The sequence below is a fragment of the Prevotella fusca JCM 17724 genome (assembly GCF_001262015.1).
Classification (GTDB): domain Bacteria; phylum Bacteroidota; class Bacteroidia; order Bacteroidales; family Bacteroidaceae; genus Prevotella; species Prevotella fusca.
In genome coordinates this window covers 290,514-306,827 of record NZ_CP012075.1, presented here as the reverse complement: position 1 = coordinate 306,827, position 16,314 = coordinate 290,514, and the positions used below count along the sequence as shown (strand labels likewise).

At 42.8% G+C, this 16,314-nt stretch carries 17 protein-coding genes and 2 pseudogenes; 6 read left to right on the top strand and 13 right to left on the bottom strand.

Annotation, left to right across the window (positions count from 1 at the left end; translation table 11 throughout):
• Positions 1-36: 36 nt before the first annotated feature.
• A complete protein-coding gene (locus ADJ77_RS08585; RefSeq protein WP_025078540.1) occupies positions 37-1,293 on the top strand; it encodes a M56 family metallopeptidase in 1,257 nt (418 codons plus the stop codon).
• Positions 1,294-1,734: 441 nt separating this feature from the next.
• On the opposite strand, the gene ADJ77_RS08580 is transcribed toward ADJ77_RS08585, so the two are convergent.
• Both ADJ77_RS08580 and ADJ77_RS08575 read right to left on the bottom strand, forming a co-directional pair.
• Positions 1,735-2,274 carry a beta-class carbonic anhydrase gene (locus tag ADJ77_RS08580; protein WP_025078541.1) on the bottom strand — a complete coding sequence of 180 codons (540 nt, stop codon included), beginning with the start codon at positions 2,272-2,274 and terminating at the stop codon, positions 1,735-1,737.
• 11 nt (positions 2,275-2,285) lie between these two features.
• Positions 2,286-2,852: a DKNYY domain-containing protein gene (locus ADJ77_RS08575; RefSeq protein ID WP_025078542.1), complete on the bottom strand. Its 567-nt coding sequence runs from the start codon at positions 2,850-2,852 to the stop codon at positions 2,286-2,288.
• Positions 2,853-3,732: 880 nt separating this feature from the next.
• Between ADJ77_RS08575 and ADJ77_RS08570 the strand changes: the two genes are divergently transcribed.
• From ADJ77_RS08570 to ADJ77_RS08560, 4 genes are all read left to right on the top strand, one after another.
• Entirely contained in the window at positions 3,733-4,083 is a 351-nt protein-coding gene (locus ADJ77_RS08570) for a hypothetical protein (RefSeq protein ID WP_148301602.1), read from the top strand.
• A gap of 297 nt (positions 4,084-4,380) precedes the next feature.
• Positions 4,381-5,946, top strand: a complete 1,566-nt coding sequence (locus ADJ77_RS08565; protein WP_050696287.1) for an acyl-CoA carboxylase subunit beta — start codon at positions 4,381-4,383, stop codon at positions 5,944-5,946.
• 17 nt (positions 5,947-5,963) lie between these two features.
• Positions 5,964-6,113, top strand: a complete 150-nt coding sequence (locus ADJ77_RS14030; RefSeq protein WP_004353441.1) for a hypothetical protein — start codon at positions 5,964-5,966, stop codon at positions 6,111-6,113.
• 9 nt (positions 6,114-6,122) lie between these two features.
• Positions 6,123-6,551 carry a biotin/lipoyl-containing protein gene (locus tag ADJ77_RS08560; RefSeq protein ID WP_050696286.1) on the top strand — a complete coding sequence of 143 codons (429 nt, stop codon included), beginning with the start codon at positions 6,123-6,125 and terminating at the stop codon, positions 6,549-6,551.
• 694 nt (positions 6,552-7,245) lie between these two features.
• Here the strand turns inward: ADJ77_RS08560 and ADJ77_RS08555 are convergent.
• The 4 genes from ADJ77_RS08555 to rpsF form a co-directional block, all read right to left on the bottom strand.
• Positions 7,246-8,319, bottom strand: a complete 1,074-nt coding sequence (locus ADJ77_RS08555; protein ID WP_025078544.1) for an AAA family ATPase — start codon at positions 8,317-8,319, stop codon at positions 7,246-7,248.
• An 88-nt stretch (positions 8,320-8,407) separates the two neighbouring features.
• A complete protein-coding gene (gene rplI / locus ADJ77_RS08550) occupies positions 8,408-8,935 on the bottom strand; it encodes a 50S ribosomal protein L9 (protein ID WP_025078545.1) in 528 nt (175 codons plus the stop codon).
• Between the two features lie 15 nt (positions 8,936-8,950).
• Positions 8,951-9,220, bottom strand: a complete 270-nt coding sequence (gene rpsR / locus ADJ77_RS08545) for a 30S ribosomal protein S18 (RefSeq protein ID WP_004353605.1) — start codon at positions 9,218-9,220, stop codon at positions 8,951-8,953.
• A gap of 3 nt (positions 9,221-9,223) precedes the next feature.
• Entirely contained in the window at positions 9,224-9,568 is a 345-nt protein-coding gene (rpsF, locus tag ADJ77_RS08540; protein ID WP_025078546.1) for a 30S ribosomal protein S6, read from the bottom strand.
• Between the two features lie 136 nt (positions 9,569-9,704).
• On the opposite strand from rpsF, the gene ADJ77_RS08535 reads away from it, so the two are divergent.
• On the top strand, positions 9,705-9,908 hold the full coding sequence (locus ADJ77_RS08535) for a hypothetical protein (protein ID WP_025078547.1): 204 nt from the start codon (positions 9,705-9,707) through the stop codon (positions 9,906-9,908).
• A gap of 321 nt (positions 9,909-10,229) precedes the next feature.
• On the opposite strand, the gene ADJ77_RS14550 is transcribed toward ADJ77_RS08535, so the two are convergent.
• From ADJ77_RS14550 to rprY, 7 genes and pseudogenes are all read right to left on the bottom strand, one after another.
• Entirely contained in the window at positions 10,230-10,475 is a 246-nt protein-coding gene (locus tag ADJ77_RS14550) for a hypothetical protein (protein ID WP_244148575.1), read from the bottom strand.
• A gap of 14 nt (positions 10,476-10,489) precedes the next feature.
• Positions 10,490-10,636, bottom strand: a pseudogene (locus ADJ77_RS14545) (IS1380 family transposase); the annotation flags it as partial.
• 611 nt (positions 10,637-11,247) lie between these two features.
• Positions 11,248-11,667, bottom strand: a pseudogene (locus ADJ77_RS08525) (IS1380 family transposase); the annotation flags it as partial.
• 195 nt (positions 11,668-11,862) lie between these two features.
• Positions 11,863-12,729 carry a carboxylating nicotinate-nucleotide diphosphorylase gene (nadC, locus tag ADJ77_RS08520; RefSeq protein ID WP_025078989.1) on the bottom strand — a complete coding sequence of 289 codons (867 nt, stop codon included), beginning with the start codon at positions 12,727-12,729 and terminating at the stop codon, positions 11,863-11,865.
• A 14-nt stretch (positions 12,730-12,743) separates the two neighbouring features.
• On the bottom strand, positions 12,744-13,736 hold the full coding sequence (nadA, locus tag ADJ77_RS08515; RefSeq protein ID WP_025078988.1) for a quinolinate synthase NadA: 993 nt from the start codon (positions 13,734-13,736) through the stop codon (positions 12,744-12,746).
• A gap of 72 nt (positions 13,737-13,808) precedes the next feature.
• Entirely contained in the window at positions 13,809-15,398 is a 1,590-nt protein-coding gene (gene nadB / locus ADJ77_RS08510) for an L-aspartate oxidase (protein WP_050696285.1), read from the bottom strand.
• 188 nt (positions 15,399-15,586) lie between these two features.
• Entirely contained in the window at positions 15,587-16,294 is a 708-nt protein-coding gene (gene rprY / locus ADJ77_RS08505; RefSeq protein WP_025078987.1) for a response regulator transcription factor RprY, read from the bottom strand.
• Positions 16,295-16,314: the final 20 nt, after the last annotated feature.

Here is a 16,314-nt window from a genome sequence, read left to right as displayed (position 1 = left end):
GTATAATCTGAAGTATTCACTTAATATGTAATGAATATGATAATGTATTTTTTAAAACTAAATATATCGCTTATCCTACTTTTCTGCTTTTATAAGTTGATGTTTTCAAGTGATACATTCTTCTCTTGGCGCAGAGCTACACTGATAGGAATGTATTTCATCGCAATGTTGATACCGGGATTTGACTGTTCTGACTGGGTAAACAATCATCCAGGAATGGCTTCAATGGCAAGTGATTATGCTTCAATTATTCTGCCTGCTGTATCTGTTACGTCAGAGAAAGGGACTGTAGTGGACTGGGAAATAGTAGCCTTGGCAATTTATTGTATGGTTGTCAGTGTGTTATTGCTGTGTTTTTCATGGCAACTGGTTTCTATAATAAGGCTGAGGAATAAATGCCAGATAGGATATGTTAACGGTACAGAGGTTTACTTACTGGAAGGTAATGAAAATCCGTTCTCATTCTTCAGATGGATATTTCTTAATCCGGAGAAGCATAACAGAAGAGAACTTGATGAAATATTGATGCACGAACAGGCGCATTGCAGGCAATTACACTCCATAGATGTTCTCTTTGCAGAATTGTTTGTTGTTTTCTTTTGGATTAATCCTTTTGTGTGGTTGTTGAAGCGAGAAGTACGATTAAATCTTGAGTATCTTGCTGATAGCAATGTGCTGGCAAGCGGGAAAGACAGTAAGGAGTATCAATACCATCTGCTTGGGTTGACATACAGGAAGAATGTAGCTACAATATCAAATAATTTTAATGTTTTACCTCTTAAAAAACGAATCAAAATGATGAACAAGAAGAAAACAAAGGGATTGGTAAAGATGAAATATGCACTTTACATTCCGTTGGTAGCAATGTTGCTTGTTGTGAGCAATATTGAGATGGTTGCACGCAGTGTAACTGAAGTTAAGAATAATATTGCGACGGTAAAAACCAGTGTAGAGCAACAGAGGAATAAAAAACAGCAACAGTCAGGAGAGGTGTACACCGTAACAGAGATTATGCCAACCTTTAGAGAGAACGTGAACTTATGGCTGTCTAAGAAAGTGAAGTATCCAGCAGCTGCTGTCAAGAAGAAAGAAGAAGGACGTGTTATTATTAAATTTATAATATCACCAACAGGGGAAGTGCAAAAGCCCCAGATTATCCGTTCTGTATCTCCTTCGCTTGACAAAGAAGCACTTCGCGTGATTTCTTCAATGCCCAAATGGAATCCCGGTAAACAAAATGGAAAGCCTGTTGCTGTGTATTACACTCTGCCTATCAGTTTTAAGTTAAGATAGTAGAGCAGGTTGTGTCTGAATAATATAGGATTTGTAGATTGTTTTGAGTATGGATACATGGACCGTGTGTCCGTACTCGAAATTGGTTATATTTATGATGCTTTCCCGTTGAAATTAGCTTGGATAGATGTTGTTGTGCATGGAATGACGCCGGGTATCGTACTCTTACGTTCATGATTACCGGGTTAATAAGAATGAAAAAGAAAGGCGTTTATAAAAGTATAACAAATATAGAATGTTTTTTGGTTATTCAAATAGTTTTGCATATCTTTGCAACAGAATATCGAAAGAGACATAGAACTAACTAAAAGAAGATGATCTTAATCTACAAATGACTGAGTTTTTACAGACATTTTGTATAAATATCAGCACATGATAAGTACTGAGACCCTTGCCTGAAATAAGAAATTTTAGAAGAGGCTCTCAGTACTTATTTCTTTATCAAGATACCACTGTCAGCTTACCTGTATGTGAATCAATAATAAATCCTCGGACGATGATGTCCTTTGGGGTGAGTGGATGCTGCTCGATGGCTTTCACAGTGCGACGAACACTTGCTTCTGTGTCATGAAAACCATCCAGATATTCATGCAAGTCAACATGCTGTTCTGCTTCACGGATAGCCTCGTCTGTAATTCCACGTTCACACATGAGATGCAGAAAATGGTTAGCTTCCATGTTGCAGGCACCGCAACCAGAATGATGGATAACCATAATTTCCTTGCAATCCAGCTCGTAGATAGCCACGAGAAGCGAGCGAATCACCGAATCATAAGGTGTCAGAATCGTACCGCCCGCCACTTTGATAATCTTGGCATCTCCGTTTTTCAAGCCGAGAGCATTCGGCAGCAGTTGTGTCAGCCTTGTATCCATACAGCTGACTATTGCCAACTTCATGTCAGGTTGTCCAGACGTTACAAAAGGCTCGTAGCTCTTTTCGGCTACGAACCTTTGGTTATAAGAAAGTATCTGGTCTATCATAAGTGAAAAAATTACTTTACGACTTTTCCTCGGTAATAAGTTTCAAACGTATCTTCTGCATATCCATCTTTCAGTACCTTGAAACTGGAACTGATGGCACCATTCACCTTTTTGCCCATGTAATAGACATCAAACGTATCTTTCCCATATCCCCAGCCTAAGTCCTGAAAACTTTTTGCGCAGTCGCTGATCTTCTTTCCATCGAAAAGAACGGCATTAGAGGTAACGACATAGCCTTCTGAGTAATAAGGATCGTAACCATCATGTGGTTCAATAGGATAATCACCTGGGTAAACATTACCAGGAACCTTTAGTCGGAATGTCAGCGGGTCGACAAAAGGTAGGATTTGCCCCTCGAAATACACGTTATATCTGTCTTTTGCATAGCCGTATCCAAGGTCAACGAAAGTGCGCATGTCAATTCCCATAACAGGCTGTCGACCATAGTACACCCCTCTCTTGTTAAAGGAGTAAGGTCGCACCTGACGTGAAGACTGTGCTGAAGCACTGAGCGCAAATATTGCCATAAGTACTACACAACCGTGGCGAAGCTGGCGGTTTAGGTTCATCTTTTCCATAATCATCCTTTCTATTCTTTTATTATCATTATTTTATGATTGCAAAGATAACAGGAAAAATCCATAACCGATATGGATTTTTCCTAAAAGAAGTTAGGGAATATCCTTTTTCATGCAGGGAAATCCGTCAGGACTAAGTATTATGCTGATTTGAATATGCCAAAGGTAATGGCTGCGAATATACTTACAAATTCCGTGAGAGGTGTTACATATTATGTCGTTTCCCCTTGAACCTCCCTCAATTCCGTAGCATTTTCCTTGTGAGACAATTTTATAGCTTCTTCCGTTAAATGCGTGGATATTCATCATTATGCTTGTTTAAAAGCTGTCATTATGTACCTTTGTAGTGACCCAAACAACATTTTGTTCAAATATTTCAAAGCGTGAAATCGAATTGATGCTCTTCTGGCTTTGAAAAGACGCCCAATTGGCTTTGAAAAGACGCCCTTTTGAGGTCTTATTAACGCCCTTTTGAACCCTAACTAACGCCCTTTTGAAACACGATTGTGCAAAGACCTGATTCACTGCAGGTTACAACGTTGCTGAAATCTGTCTTTTTTGCATTTCTTTTTGAGCCTTACGTCTGCACAATTGTCAAGATATTTCCAATGCGTTCTTATGTATCTCACAGGGTACAAGCGAACATTTGCAAATCTAGATAAAGCCCTATTTTCTCAATGATATGGATTTAGAAATAAAGAACACTTCACCTTGAGGCTATATCCATTACTAAAGTTTCCCACTTGTGATATTATACCATCTCAGGCATATTATACGACGGTCGGAAGTATGTATAATGCCTGCTTCTACGATTTGCTTTAAACAGGAAAGAACTATCAGACGTGCATGGAACAAGGGGATACGGCTGCCATATGCACTCATGGACTCGTATCTGTGCCCGGGAAGCTATCAGGGCACAGACTTTGATGTACAGATTGCAGACAACACTCTGTGCATGATGACGTATATGCTGCTCACGCTTGAAAAGCGATTCGGTGAACACGAGACCATGGGAAACCTCTTCCGGGAGGAAAGGGAGTCGCTGCTTATGACAACCTTAAGGAAAATAATCTACTCAATAATAGAAAGACTGCTGGCTGCCCTGGCAGAACACCTGATGATTGACATCTTCGGAACGATGGACAGGCTGGCAGGGGGGGGCAATACGGACACAGAGAAGATGGTAGCCATCGTGAACCTGCTGACGGAAGAATCTGCAAAAGCGGATTAACAAACTTTGACACCATATTAAACCAACGGTTAGAGCATATATGCTTAGTATAATATGCCTGAGATGGTATAATATCACAAGTGGCAAACTTTAGTAATTAGACTTTAGTTGGAACTGTTAAACGTAAAACCTTAACAATATTTAAAGAGGTGAAGATAACTATCTCCACCTTTTTTAGTAATTTTGCATTTAATTCTGTCAGAAGGATTTTTCAGCTTAAATCAGAACAAAAAAAACCAGAAATATCTACTGACCAGAAAGAAAAAGAAGCTATAAATAAGAAAATAAATTCAAATTATGAGTAAGCAAACAGAAAAGATCAAGGCACTCGTGGAGAAGCGCGAGTTGGCACGCTTAGGTGGTGGTCAGAAGGCCATCGACAAGCAGCATGAGCGCGGAAAGTACACTGCACGTGAGCGTATTGAAATGCTGGTTGACAAGGGCAGCTTCGAGGAATACGATATGTTCAAACTCCATCGTTGCCATAACTTCGGTATGGAGAAGAAGCAGTACCTCGGTGATGGCGTTGTTGCTGGTTCAGCAACTATCGACGGTCGCCTCGTCTACCTCTATGCGCAGGACTTCACCGTAAACGGAGGTTCACTTTCTGAAACAATGGCTCAGAAGATCTGCAAGGTAATGGACATGGCTATGACCAACGGTGCACCAGTCATCTGTATGAACGACTCTGGTGGTGCACGTATTCAGGAGGGCATCTCTGCTTTGGCAGGTTACGGCGAAATCTTCGAGCGTAACATCCTCGCTTCTGGTGTCATCCCACAGATCTCAAGCATCCTTGGTCCCTGTGCCGGTGGTGCAGTTTACTCTCCAGCATTGACAGACTTCATCATCATGAAGGAGCAGACGAGTTACATGTTTCTGACTGGTCCTAAGGTTGTAAAGACCGTAACAGGTGAAGATATCGACGCTGAGCACCTCGGTGGCGCAAGCGTTCACGCTTCAAAGAGCGGTGTGACCAGCTTCACAGCCAAGACTGAGGAGGAAGCGATGGATCTTATCAAGAAGCTCCTCTCTTACATTCCTTCAAACAATCGTGAGGAAGCACCACGCGTTGAGTGCACCGACCCTATCGACCGTAAGGAAGACCTCTTGAACGAGATTATCCCAGACGATCCAAACCAGGCATACGATATGTACAAGGTAATTCAGGCTGTAACTGATAACGGAGAGTTCTTCGAAGTTCAGCCAAAGTTTGCTAAGAACATCATCACTGGTTTCGCACGTTTCAACGGTCAGAGCGTTGGTATCGTAGCTAACCAGCCATCAGCTTACGCTGGCGTATTGGACGTAAACGCAAGCCGTAAGGGTGCACGCTTCGTTCGTTTCTGCGATGCTTTCAACATTCCAATCGTTTCACTTGTTGACGTACCGGGCTTCCTCCCAGGTACAGGTCAGGAGTACAATGCTGTCATCCTTCACGGTGCACAGTTGCTCTACGCTTACGGTGAGGCTACCGTTCCAAAGATTACTATCACATTGCGCAAGAGCTACGGTGGTTCTCATATCGTTATGGGTTGTAAGCAGCTCCGTTCTGACCTCAACTTCGCATGGCCAAGTGCTGAGATTGCCGTTATGGGGGCATCTGGTGCAGTTGCTGTTCTCTGTGGTAGAGAAGCTAAGGAAGTTAAGGAGCAGGGTGGCGACGTTAAGCAGTTCCTCGCTGAAAAGGAAGAGGAGTACTCAGAGAAGTTTGCTAATCCATATCAGGCAGCGCAGTTTGGCTACATTGATGATGTTATCGAACCACGCAACACTCGTTTCCGCATCTGCCGCGGCTTAGCTCAGTTGGCTCATAAGAAGCAGGACCTGCCAGCTAAGAAGCATGGATGTATGCCAATGTAATAAGGAGGCACGCGACTATGGATAAAAACGTATATGCAGCAATTGCAATGGCACTCTATGAGTTTGCCGGCAACAATGTTCACGACAACGAGCCGGGCATTATCACTATTCTGCCAAAGCAGACAATGTGGGATGCTAAGTTCGAGATAATGACAAAGAAACCATAATAGACAACAATGAAAGAATACAAATATACTATCGACGGCAAGGAATATAAAGTCGAGATTGGTGAGATTAATGCCGAGAATGTTGCAGAAGTAACTGTCAACGGTGAGCAGTATGCAGTGCAGATGGAACAGCCTGCTGAACCAGAGAAGAAGAAGGTTGAGCTTGGTAAGCCAGCTGCTGCTGAGGCAAGTGAGGAGGCTACTCCTGCTGTTGCTATCAACAGTTCTGCTGCTGTTAAGGCTCCACTGCCAGGAACTATCACATCCGTTGAAGTGACTGTTGGTCAGGAGGTGAAGGCTGGCGACACAGTTGTTGTCCTCGAGGCAATGAAGATGCAGAACAACATCGAAGCTGAGAAGGATGGCAAGGTGACTGCTATTGCGGTGAAGGTCGGCCAGGCTGTGCTTGAGGACGACCCATTGGTTGTCATTGAGTAACGATTTGGGATGTTTGGGGACAAGTGATTTCCAGCTGAATAAATTATCTGACTGAACAATCTGGTAAAAAATACCAGATTGGTTATTGTCATCACAGACACTCAACAACTATCAATTATTATTTTCACGAGGGTATGCCGTCTTGGCATACCCTCTTTTTGTTATCACACGACCATACTCTTAACAACATATATATCGGAACTACTGGAATTATTAAAACAGAATAGTTCTGATTTATCCAATATTTCGAGGGAATTTCAGAATCATGAGTTTACCAGCAAATAAGAGAGTATGAAAGGTATAACTAAACGGAAAACTTTATGGTAGTGATATATTCTGTTACGAGCAAATCAGAATCCTATTACCCACACGAAACATTATAGCCCCAGAATACCTGATAATTAACATTTTCAGAACGATGAATAGGCTGGCACGGGGCAATACGGACACAGAAAAGATGATAGCCATGATGAGCCAGCTGACGGAAGAGTCCGCAAAAAAGGATTAACGATCTTTGACCCTATATTAGACCAACGATTTTAAGGAATATATGCTTAGCATAATATACCCGGGATAGCCTAACACCACAAGTGGGAAAGTTTAACTATTAAGTATGTGGGAACTAATCTTTGCTTTGAGATTGAAACCGACAGAAAAGAGTTTGTACTTTCTCCCAGACAACAACAAAAAAACTTTACCTCTTTAAAGCCAGATTATAATTGTAGAACTCTGTCTTACCTGTAATATCTTCGATAACTTCAAGGAACGGTGGAAAATTAACATCCTCATGATCAACAATTCCTTTCGTCTCCAAGATTTGAAGATCCGAAGTTGGAGCAATGTAAGTATCTAATTCAAAAAACTGTCCACGCCATATAAAGGTTTTGCGAACCTTGTGTATTGACTGCCGGTAAGGATCAGCCTGACGCATCAGCGACTCATAGAGATTGTTGTCAATCTGTCGCTCCGTAACAACCTGCTCATTATTCGGCAAGGTCTTCTTCGTTGTACGGACATTGACAGAAACACCATTCAATGTACGGCGACGGAGTCGGACTTCACTGCGTGGCTCAGAAGTAAGGTAAGTCTGCTTGATTTCACTTTCAATAGCATCGGGTATTTCTCCTATAAGACGGACAATATACTTGCGTTCTTCAATGACCTGCTGGGGGATCTCCAGTACATTGGAGATTTCCTGAAGCACACGATTAATCTTTGTGTCAAAGTTCTCATGATTGTTGATTACACGCAGATGCGGGTGCTCCGACCATGCTTGAATAACCTTCTTATCCAATTCACGGGCAAGTTCAAGTCCCTCTGTACGCTCGGCATTGTTAGCTGTGGTATAGAACTGTTCAGCACCATCAGCAGCACTTACTAGGTGAAGAACTGCGTCATAACGGGCACGAAGGTCTTCTGATGAAGTTCCTGCACCAGTCGTTATTTCCTTCCACATCTCCGGCTTCATATAAGCAGAGATGTCCATAGTACCACGGTCACAGACAATAATCGTAGGTTTATCAATGGTTTCAGCCATACAGGTAAACTTGTCTTCCAAGGCAAGCTGCATCTCCAATGTAGCCTTCTCTCCCTCATAGAAGAATGCAGGATTATCCGTAAGATAATCCATACCCGCCTGACTGAAGAGCGTTGGAACTTCTGGAATGATAAACACCTTGTAACCAAGACTTGAGAAGTGCTCGATAATCTTGACAAGTGCTGTCGTTTTTCCGGCACAAGGACCGCCGGTAAGTACAATTCGTTTCATAATGGACTAAAAAATCCCCTCCACCCGAAAGTGAAAGGGATTACTATCTAACATTACTGCTTTACAGTGCAAAAATGTCAATATTGAATCACTCAGCTGCTGGAGTTTCCTCCTCAGCTACAGCTGCCTCTGCAGGCTGCTCTACTGGAGCTTCCTCAACTGCAGGTGCTGGCTGATTCTCTGCAACAACAGTTACAGGAACCTTAACCTCAACCTCCTTGTGGAAGTGAACAGTAGCCTCAGAAGTACCAACTGCCTTCATATCACGCATTGTAACGATCTTGCGATCAATCTCAATACCACGCTTAGCAAGCTCCTCAACAACGGTAGCTGCGTTAACTGAACCGTAAGTTACGCCAGTTGCAGAAACTTTTGTTGCAATAACAAGCTCTACACCATCCAACTGAGCTGCCTTCTTCTCAGCCTCAGCCTTGAGAGCTGCGAGCTTGGAAGCCTGCTGCTTCAGGTTCTCAGCCAACTGCTTCTTAGCAGATGGAGAAGCGATAACACCCTTACCTGTTGGGATAAGGTAGTTACGGCCATAGCCGTTCTTTACATTAACGATATCGTTCTTGTATCCAAGACCGATAATATCTTCTTTCAGTATAATTTCCATCTAATGACCTCCTTTTTACTTCATCAAATCGGTTACATAAGGAAGGAGCGCAATCTGACGAGCACGCTTAACAGCCTGTGCCACACGACGCTGATACTTCAGAGAAGTACCTGTGATACGACGAGGGAGAATCTTACCCTGCTCGTTGAGGAACTTCTTCAAGAACTCGCCATCCTTATAGTCGATGTACTTAATACCGCTCTTTTTGAAACGGCAATACTTCTTCTTCTTTGTGTCGATAGAAGGAGCGGTCAAATAACGGATTTCTGATTTCTGCTCTGCCATGTTTTAAGCCTCCTTTTTAGCTGCCCATTTAGCACGACGCTTCTCAGCATAAACTGCAGAATACTTGTCCTGCTTAACGGTAATGTAACGAATAACCTTCTCGTCACGACGGAAGCCGGTCTCGAGAGTATTGATAACTGATGGTTCTGCGTTGAACTCCAACATTGCGTAGAAGCCTGATGACTTCTTCTGGATGTTGTAAGCCAACTTCTTCAGACCCCAGGCCTCCTCGTTCAAGATCTCAGCGCCGTTATCGGTGAGCAGTTTCTTGAATTTAGCGACCGTTTCCTTCATCTGTTCGTCAGACAAAACGGGAGTCAAAATGAAAACGGTTTCGTATTGATTCATACTACTTAAAAATATAAAATGTGAATTAAACTGCATCTGCTTTCACAAAATGCGATGCAAAAGTACTGTTTTTTATGCAATTGACCAAATTTTTTTAGTACTTTTGCGTCTAAATACAGTATTATTACACATTTGCATGAAAAGATATATCAAATACTTAGGCATTGCAGCTATCATCATAGGTCTTCTTCTGTTCGTACTCCACCTGATCATCCGCTTTAATGGAAACACACTCCTTTTCTGCGGACTGTCACTGGTTCTAGGTGGGGTTATTACATTCGTCAAGGGAGAAAGTCTTACCTCTTTCCATTCCTCGAACAGTAAGAAAAAGGAACAGTAATAGTTCCTTTGTCATCAATCAAGGTGCAATTTCAAGAAAAGAAACACCTATAAGACTAAACACGGTGGCTTTCCATGATAAGCAAGCAGCGTGCAAGGACAGGTAAAAGCCCCCTCCCCTACATCCTGATACAATCTTTATCCATTTATTTTCATCCTCAATTCCGCAGCGTTTTTCCTTGTGAGGCGATTTTATATGTTGAGATGTCTTTTTGGGCTCTATATGTTGTTATGAGGACTTTCGGGCTTCTAGGGTCTTGCCTGGGCATGAAATCCCCCACCCAAACCAATGAGGAATATGAGAACCACAAAGAAATGCTGCTTATTCAAGGAATACTTCAGAATAGTATGCTTTGTTTGTATACAGGTTCAGAACGTTCCTCCTTCCCGTTCGCACCCATTTTGCCGGCACGCTGACAAAATGCAGGATAAAGGCTTTCAGCCTGCTTGTCTTTTTCAACGGCTTGACCTTTTCGCTGATATGGCGGACAAGATAGAAATAGAAGTTCTTCAGCATGGCGGTAACCATCATGAAAACCATGTTCTCAGCCATGAGGGAAAAGGGCATATGTTCCAGTTATTCACATTGGTGTTTCCATCACGGTTCTCACTTCCGACTATGATGCCCCCGATGGAAGCCCAGCCCGGGAAATAGCCAAAATCCTGCTTGTAGGAATACTTTGCATCGAACTTGTAAGCTGGAATAAACTGGTGGTCAAAGTCCAGGTCAACATGGCTGCCCGCCTTTATAAGGTTCTCCCGTTAAATGCGTAGATTGGTAACAGAACAAAGGATTATACGCTTGTATGGTATGGCTATCCAAGATCAGACGGTCTCACAAAGGAGGATAAAGTAAAAGATAAAAATGCAGAAAAGGCAAACAAATACCATGTCTTTCCATCTTCCACAAACAACTTATTCCCATATCAATCAATGTTTGTAAACTATTTTCATGCAACTCAAAACCAACACATGGTCTTTTGGCTTTGAAAAGACGCCCAATTGAGTTGCAATAGATGCCCTTTTGAGGTCTAACTGACGCCCTTTTGAAGTCCAATTAAGCACCTTTTCTTACACCACTTTATAACTAACTGATTTACTGTTGGTTGCAAACTTGCTTTTTACACGTGTTTTTGCCTTTATCTGTAGGTATTTTACCCGAAATTATGTCATGATTTTTCAATCTATTGTCTGCATTTTCAAAGTATTAAAATGAAAGGGTTTTCTGTGTCGGAGGATGATAACAAAAGTAGGTATCCAAGACAGTCTTGGCTATGTTTTTAAATGAACAACTCCGGTTTTTCCTTTAAAGCTATACGAAAAACATCCACGCATTTAATGGAAGAACCCTTTATAAGCTCCATTCTCCGTATCATCCGTAAAAGTAAGGTGTTCAGCTTCTCTGCAGTGTTGAAACTGTAGGACTTTCCTGATGTCTCGCTCCTGTAGACAATATTCTTCTCGGCAAGCTCCTTCAGTCCGCGCCCCACAGTGTCGGCACCGGGTAACAGCGCGCCTGGTCTCTGCCTGAACTGTCCTGTAAGCGAATTGATGTCCTCAAGACAGTCCTCACCACAAAGGTAGCTGAAGAAGAAAGAGCCTGGAATGCTTCCATGGCTGAATGCCTTGCTGCTGCATCCGCATCTGCCCAACACGGATTCGGTAAGTTTTTCAAAGCCCTACTTTGAAAAAACGTCCATGATGTGATAAATTCCTCCGAAGGAAGTGATATTTTCGTTTTTAATTGCTACCTTTGTCATGTCAGATTTTTGCTTGTTTATTATTTTGATAGCACTAAGATAGGTGAAAATCCTGACATGTCCAAGTGTTTTGAGGACTTTGTTTCTCAGGCACTTGGATTTCTCACAAGAAATTATGCTGCGGAATTAAGGTTCATGAGAATAAATATTTATTTTCATGAAGAAGAATTGGAGCTGTTGACTATCTGCTGCCAATCAACTGTTTCCCGTTGCCGCCTTGAAGCTCATATCAAGTCCCTTAACACTATGTGTTAGCGCACCAAAAGAGATGAAATCAACACCAGCCTGTGCATAAGGAATCATGGTATCGAAGGTAATTCCGCCACTTGACTCCGTCTCACAGCGTCCGCCGACCATTTCAACTGCCTTGCGTGTTGCCTCAGGCGTGAAATTGTCGAACATAATGCGGTCACATCCTTCATCCAACGCTTCTTCCAGTTCCTTAAAGTTTCGCACCTCACACTCAATCTTGAGGTCTTCTTTACCATGCTCCCTACAATACTGCTTTGCCATAGAGATTGCATTATGCACGCCTCCACAGAAATCTACATGATTGTCTTTCAAGAGAATCATATCAAAAAGACCGATACGATGGTTCATACCACCACCAATCTTGACAGCCTCTTTTTCCAGCATTCTCATTCCAGGTGTAGTCTTACGTGTATCAAGAACGCGTGTCTTGGTACCAGCATCAACAAGTGCCTGCTGATACTTATGCGTCATTGTAGCTATACCACTCATACGCTGTAGAATATTGAGCATGAGACGCTCTGTCTGCAACAGGCTTCGGGTTCTTCCCTTTACACTCATCACAATATCTCCCGGCTTGACATGCGTACCGTCTTCTACATAGACATCCACCTGCAGTTCCGGGTCGAAAAGATGGAATACTCTTCTGGCAACATCTACTCCTGCCAGGATTCCTTCTTCCTTGATAAGCAATCTGCTTTCGCCCATGGAATCTGCAGGGATGCAACAAAGTGTTGTATGGTCACCGTCACCAATATCCTCACTGAAAGCGAGTTCGATAAGTTTGTCGTTGAGTTCTTCTACTGATAACATAATAAAAATAAAATTTATAAACCTAAACGTTCGGATATGTCCAACATTCTATGAATGGATTTGACAGCCTTCTTGGCTACCGTTGGTTCTACCTCAATAGCAGGCCATCCATATTTCAGGCAATTATACAACTTACTCAGTGTGATAAGTTTCATATAATTACATTCATTACAGGCACAAGTACTGCCATCGGGAGGAGCAGGGATAAAGGTTTTCTGTGGAGCCGACTTCTGCATTTCGACCAGAATACCATTCTCCGTTGCCACGATAAACTCCTGTGCTTCATCCATAATGCTGTACTTCAGCAAGGCTGCCGTACTGCCGACCTTGTCAGCAAGGCTGGTAACAGACTCCTTGCATTCGGGATGAGCCAGTATCTTGGCTGTAGGATGTTCGCGCTTCAGCTGTAGAATCTTCTCTACAGAGAACTTCTCATGAACGTGACAAGCACCGTCCCACAACAGCATCTTCCGTCCAGTAAGCCTGTTGATGTAACCTCCCAAGTTCCTGTCTGGTCCGAAAATAATAGGTGTATCTTTCGGAAGAGAGTCTACAACTTGTCTTGCATTGCTGCTCGTTACCACGACATCGGTCACCGCCTTGGTTGCAGCCGTTGTATTGACATAGCTTATTACGGTATGACCGGGATGAGCCTTTACGAACTTCTCAAACTCATCAGCAGGACAGCTTTCTGCCAAGGAGCAGGAAGCATTCAGGTCAGGAACGAGTATTGTCTTCTCCGGACATAAAATCTTATTCGTTTCACCCATGAAGTGGACGCCACACATGACGATGATGTCGGCATCTGTTGTTGCAGCCTTCTGTGCCAGTGCCAGACTGTCTCCTACGAAATCTGCCAGTTCCTGAATTACACCTTCTGTATAATAATGTGCCATAATCAGCGCATTCTTTTCCTTGCACATCCTGCGTATTTCAGCCTTGACATCTATTCTCTCTGGGATAGGTTCGTCTATGAAACCCTGTCCCATCCACTTTTCGTCTATCATTTTGTTCTTAGTTATAAAACGAGAAGACAATGATAATTGTGTATCTCGTATATTCAGTCTGTATTCTTTTAGCTACTTTTGGTCATAAGCATGCTTAGGATAATCTACCGTGTAGTGCAACCCCCGGCTTTCCTTGCGCTCTATAGCCTGCCTTGTTATTAGATACCCGACGTTAATCATATTACGGAGTTCACAGATATCCTTGGTTGCTGTAACTCGTTTAAAGAGGCTTTCTGTTTCCTCATACAAAAGGTCAAGCCTTGCCCATGCACGTTTCAAGCGTAAATCACTCCGCACAATACCAACATAGTTACTCATGATTTCGCCTACTTCCCGGATGCTCTGTGTTATCAGAACATGCTCTTCATTGGTCATAGTTCCCTCATCATCCCATTCAGGGACATTCGTATTGAAGTCGTAGTTATCAATCGTCTGAAGAGAATGCGCAGAAGCCGACTGTGCATATACTACTGCCTCTATCAATGAGTTGCTGGCAAGTCGGTTTCCTCCATGCAATCCCGTACATGAACATTCTCCGACTGCATAAAGTCTGTGGATGGAACTTTCCGCATTCAAATCGACCTTAATGCCACCACAGATGTAATGGGCACTGGGACAGACGGGGATATACTCTTTCGTTATATCTATGCCAACGCTCAAACACTTCTCATAGATATGCGGGAAATGACGCTTTGTTTCTTCTGCATCCTTATGTGTCAAGTCAAGACATACATGGTTAAGTCCGTGAATTTTCATCTCATGGTCAATTGCCCGTGCAACTATATCGCGAGGAGCAAGGGAAAGACGTTTATCATACTTCTGCATGAACTCCTTACCATCCGGCAATCTCAGCACACCGCCATATCCACGCATTGCTTCAGTAATCAGAAACGCCGGATGGGTTTCCGATGGATTATAAAGGACTGTGGGATGGAATTGTACGAACTCCATATCCTTTACAGTTCCCTTGGCACGATAGACCATTGCGATGCCATCGCCGGTAGCAATCACAGGATTGGATGTCATTGCATAGACCGCTCCCACACCTCCTGTAGCCATAAGTGTAACCTTACTCAGGAACGTATCAACCTTTTTGGTATCGGGATTGAGGATATAAGCACCGTAACACTCTATATCCGGCGTCCTGCGTGTAACCTTTATCCCCAAATGGTGTTGCGTGATAATCTCAACAGCATAATGATTCTCAAACACTGTTATATTACAATTTGTCCTCACTGCTTCCATCAGTCCACGCTGTATCTCAAAGCCCGTATCATCAGCGTGATGAAGTATGCGAAAGTCACTGTGCCCTCCTTCACGGTGAAGATTGTATGTCCCGTCACCGTTCTTGTCGAAGTTAACACCCCACCCGATGAGCTTTCTTATAGCTTCAGGCGCATTACATACAACATGCTTTACCGCCTCAGGGTCGGAAATATAATCACCAGCAACCATCGTGTCGTGGATGTGCTTTTCAAAATTGTCTATAGCGAGATTGGTTACAGCAGCTATTCCTCCCTGTGCTTTAGCCGTATTCGCTTCACCCAAAGAAGTCTTGCATACAAGGGCAACCTTTCCCTTGCCACTATTAGCCACACTCAGGGCATAACTCATTCCCGCAATACCGCCACCGATAACCAGGAAATCGAATTTGTGTATCATAAATGCCTTCTTCTGATATTGTCCAATTATTCGATGCAAAATTAATAAAAAATACTGTAATACAGGTCGTAAAGCTGAATTTAAATCATTAAGACTGACAGAAAACGACGCTACCCTGCTCCCTGTTGGGAGAGAATAGCGTTGCTGTTTACAATTCCAATATGCTGCACCATCAGAATACAGTTTTCTTATTCCTCATCTGGAACGATAAGCTTATAGCCCTTGCCGTGGATATTGATAATCTCAATCTGAGCATCCGGCTTCAAATGCTTACGCAACTTGGTTATGTAAACATCCATTGAACGGGCATTGAAGTAGTTGTCATCAATCCAGATAGTCTTCAAAGCATAGTCACGCTGGAGAATTTCATTAGAGTGTGCGCAAAGCAAGGCAAGTAGTTCATTCTCCTTTGTAGTAAGTTTCGTTGCCTTCTCCGGGTTATTGTCCAATGTAAGCAACTGCTTCTGTGTATCGAAAGTGAAGCGACCAATACTATACATAGTAGACTCCTTGGTCTTCTTTCCTCTTACACGACGGAGGATTGCCTCAATACGGAACACAAGTTCCTCCATAGAGAATGGCTTGGTAATATAATCATCAGCACCGATTTTGAAACCTTCCAGAATATCCTCCTTCAGCTGTTTTGCAGTAAGGAAGATAATAGGAATCTCCGCATTAGCCTGACGAATCTCCTGTGCAAGCGTAAAGCCATCCTTCTTTGGCATCATGACATCGAGCACACAGATGTCATACTTACTCTTCAGAAAAGCTCTATAACCTACCTCACCATCAGGACAGAGGTCAGCTTGATAGCCCTTAGCCTGCAGATATTCACTCAACAGTGTTCCGAGATTCTCATCATCTTCACACAACAGAATTTTCAATTTATCATCCATAATCTATACGTATTAAATTG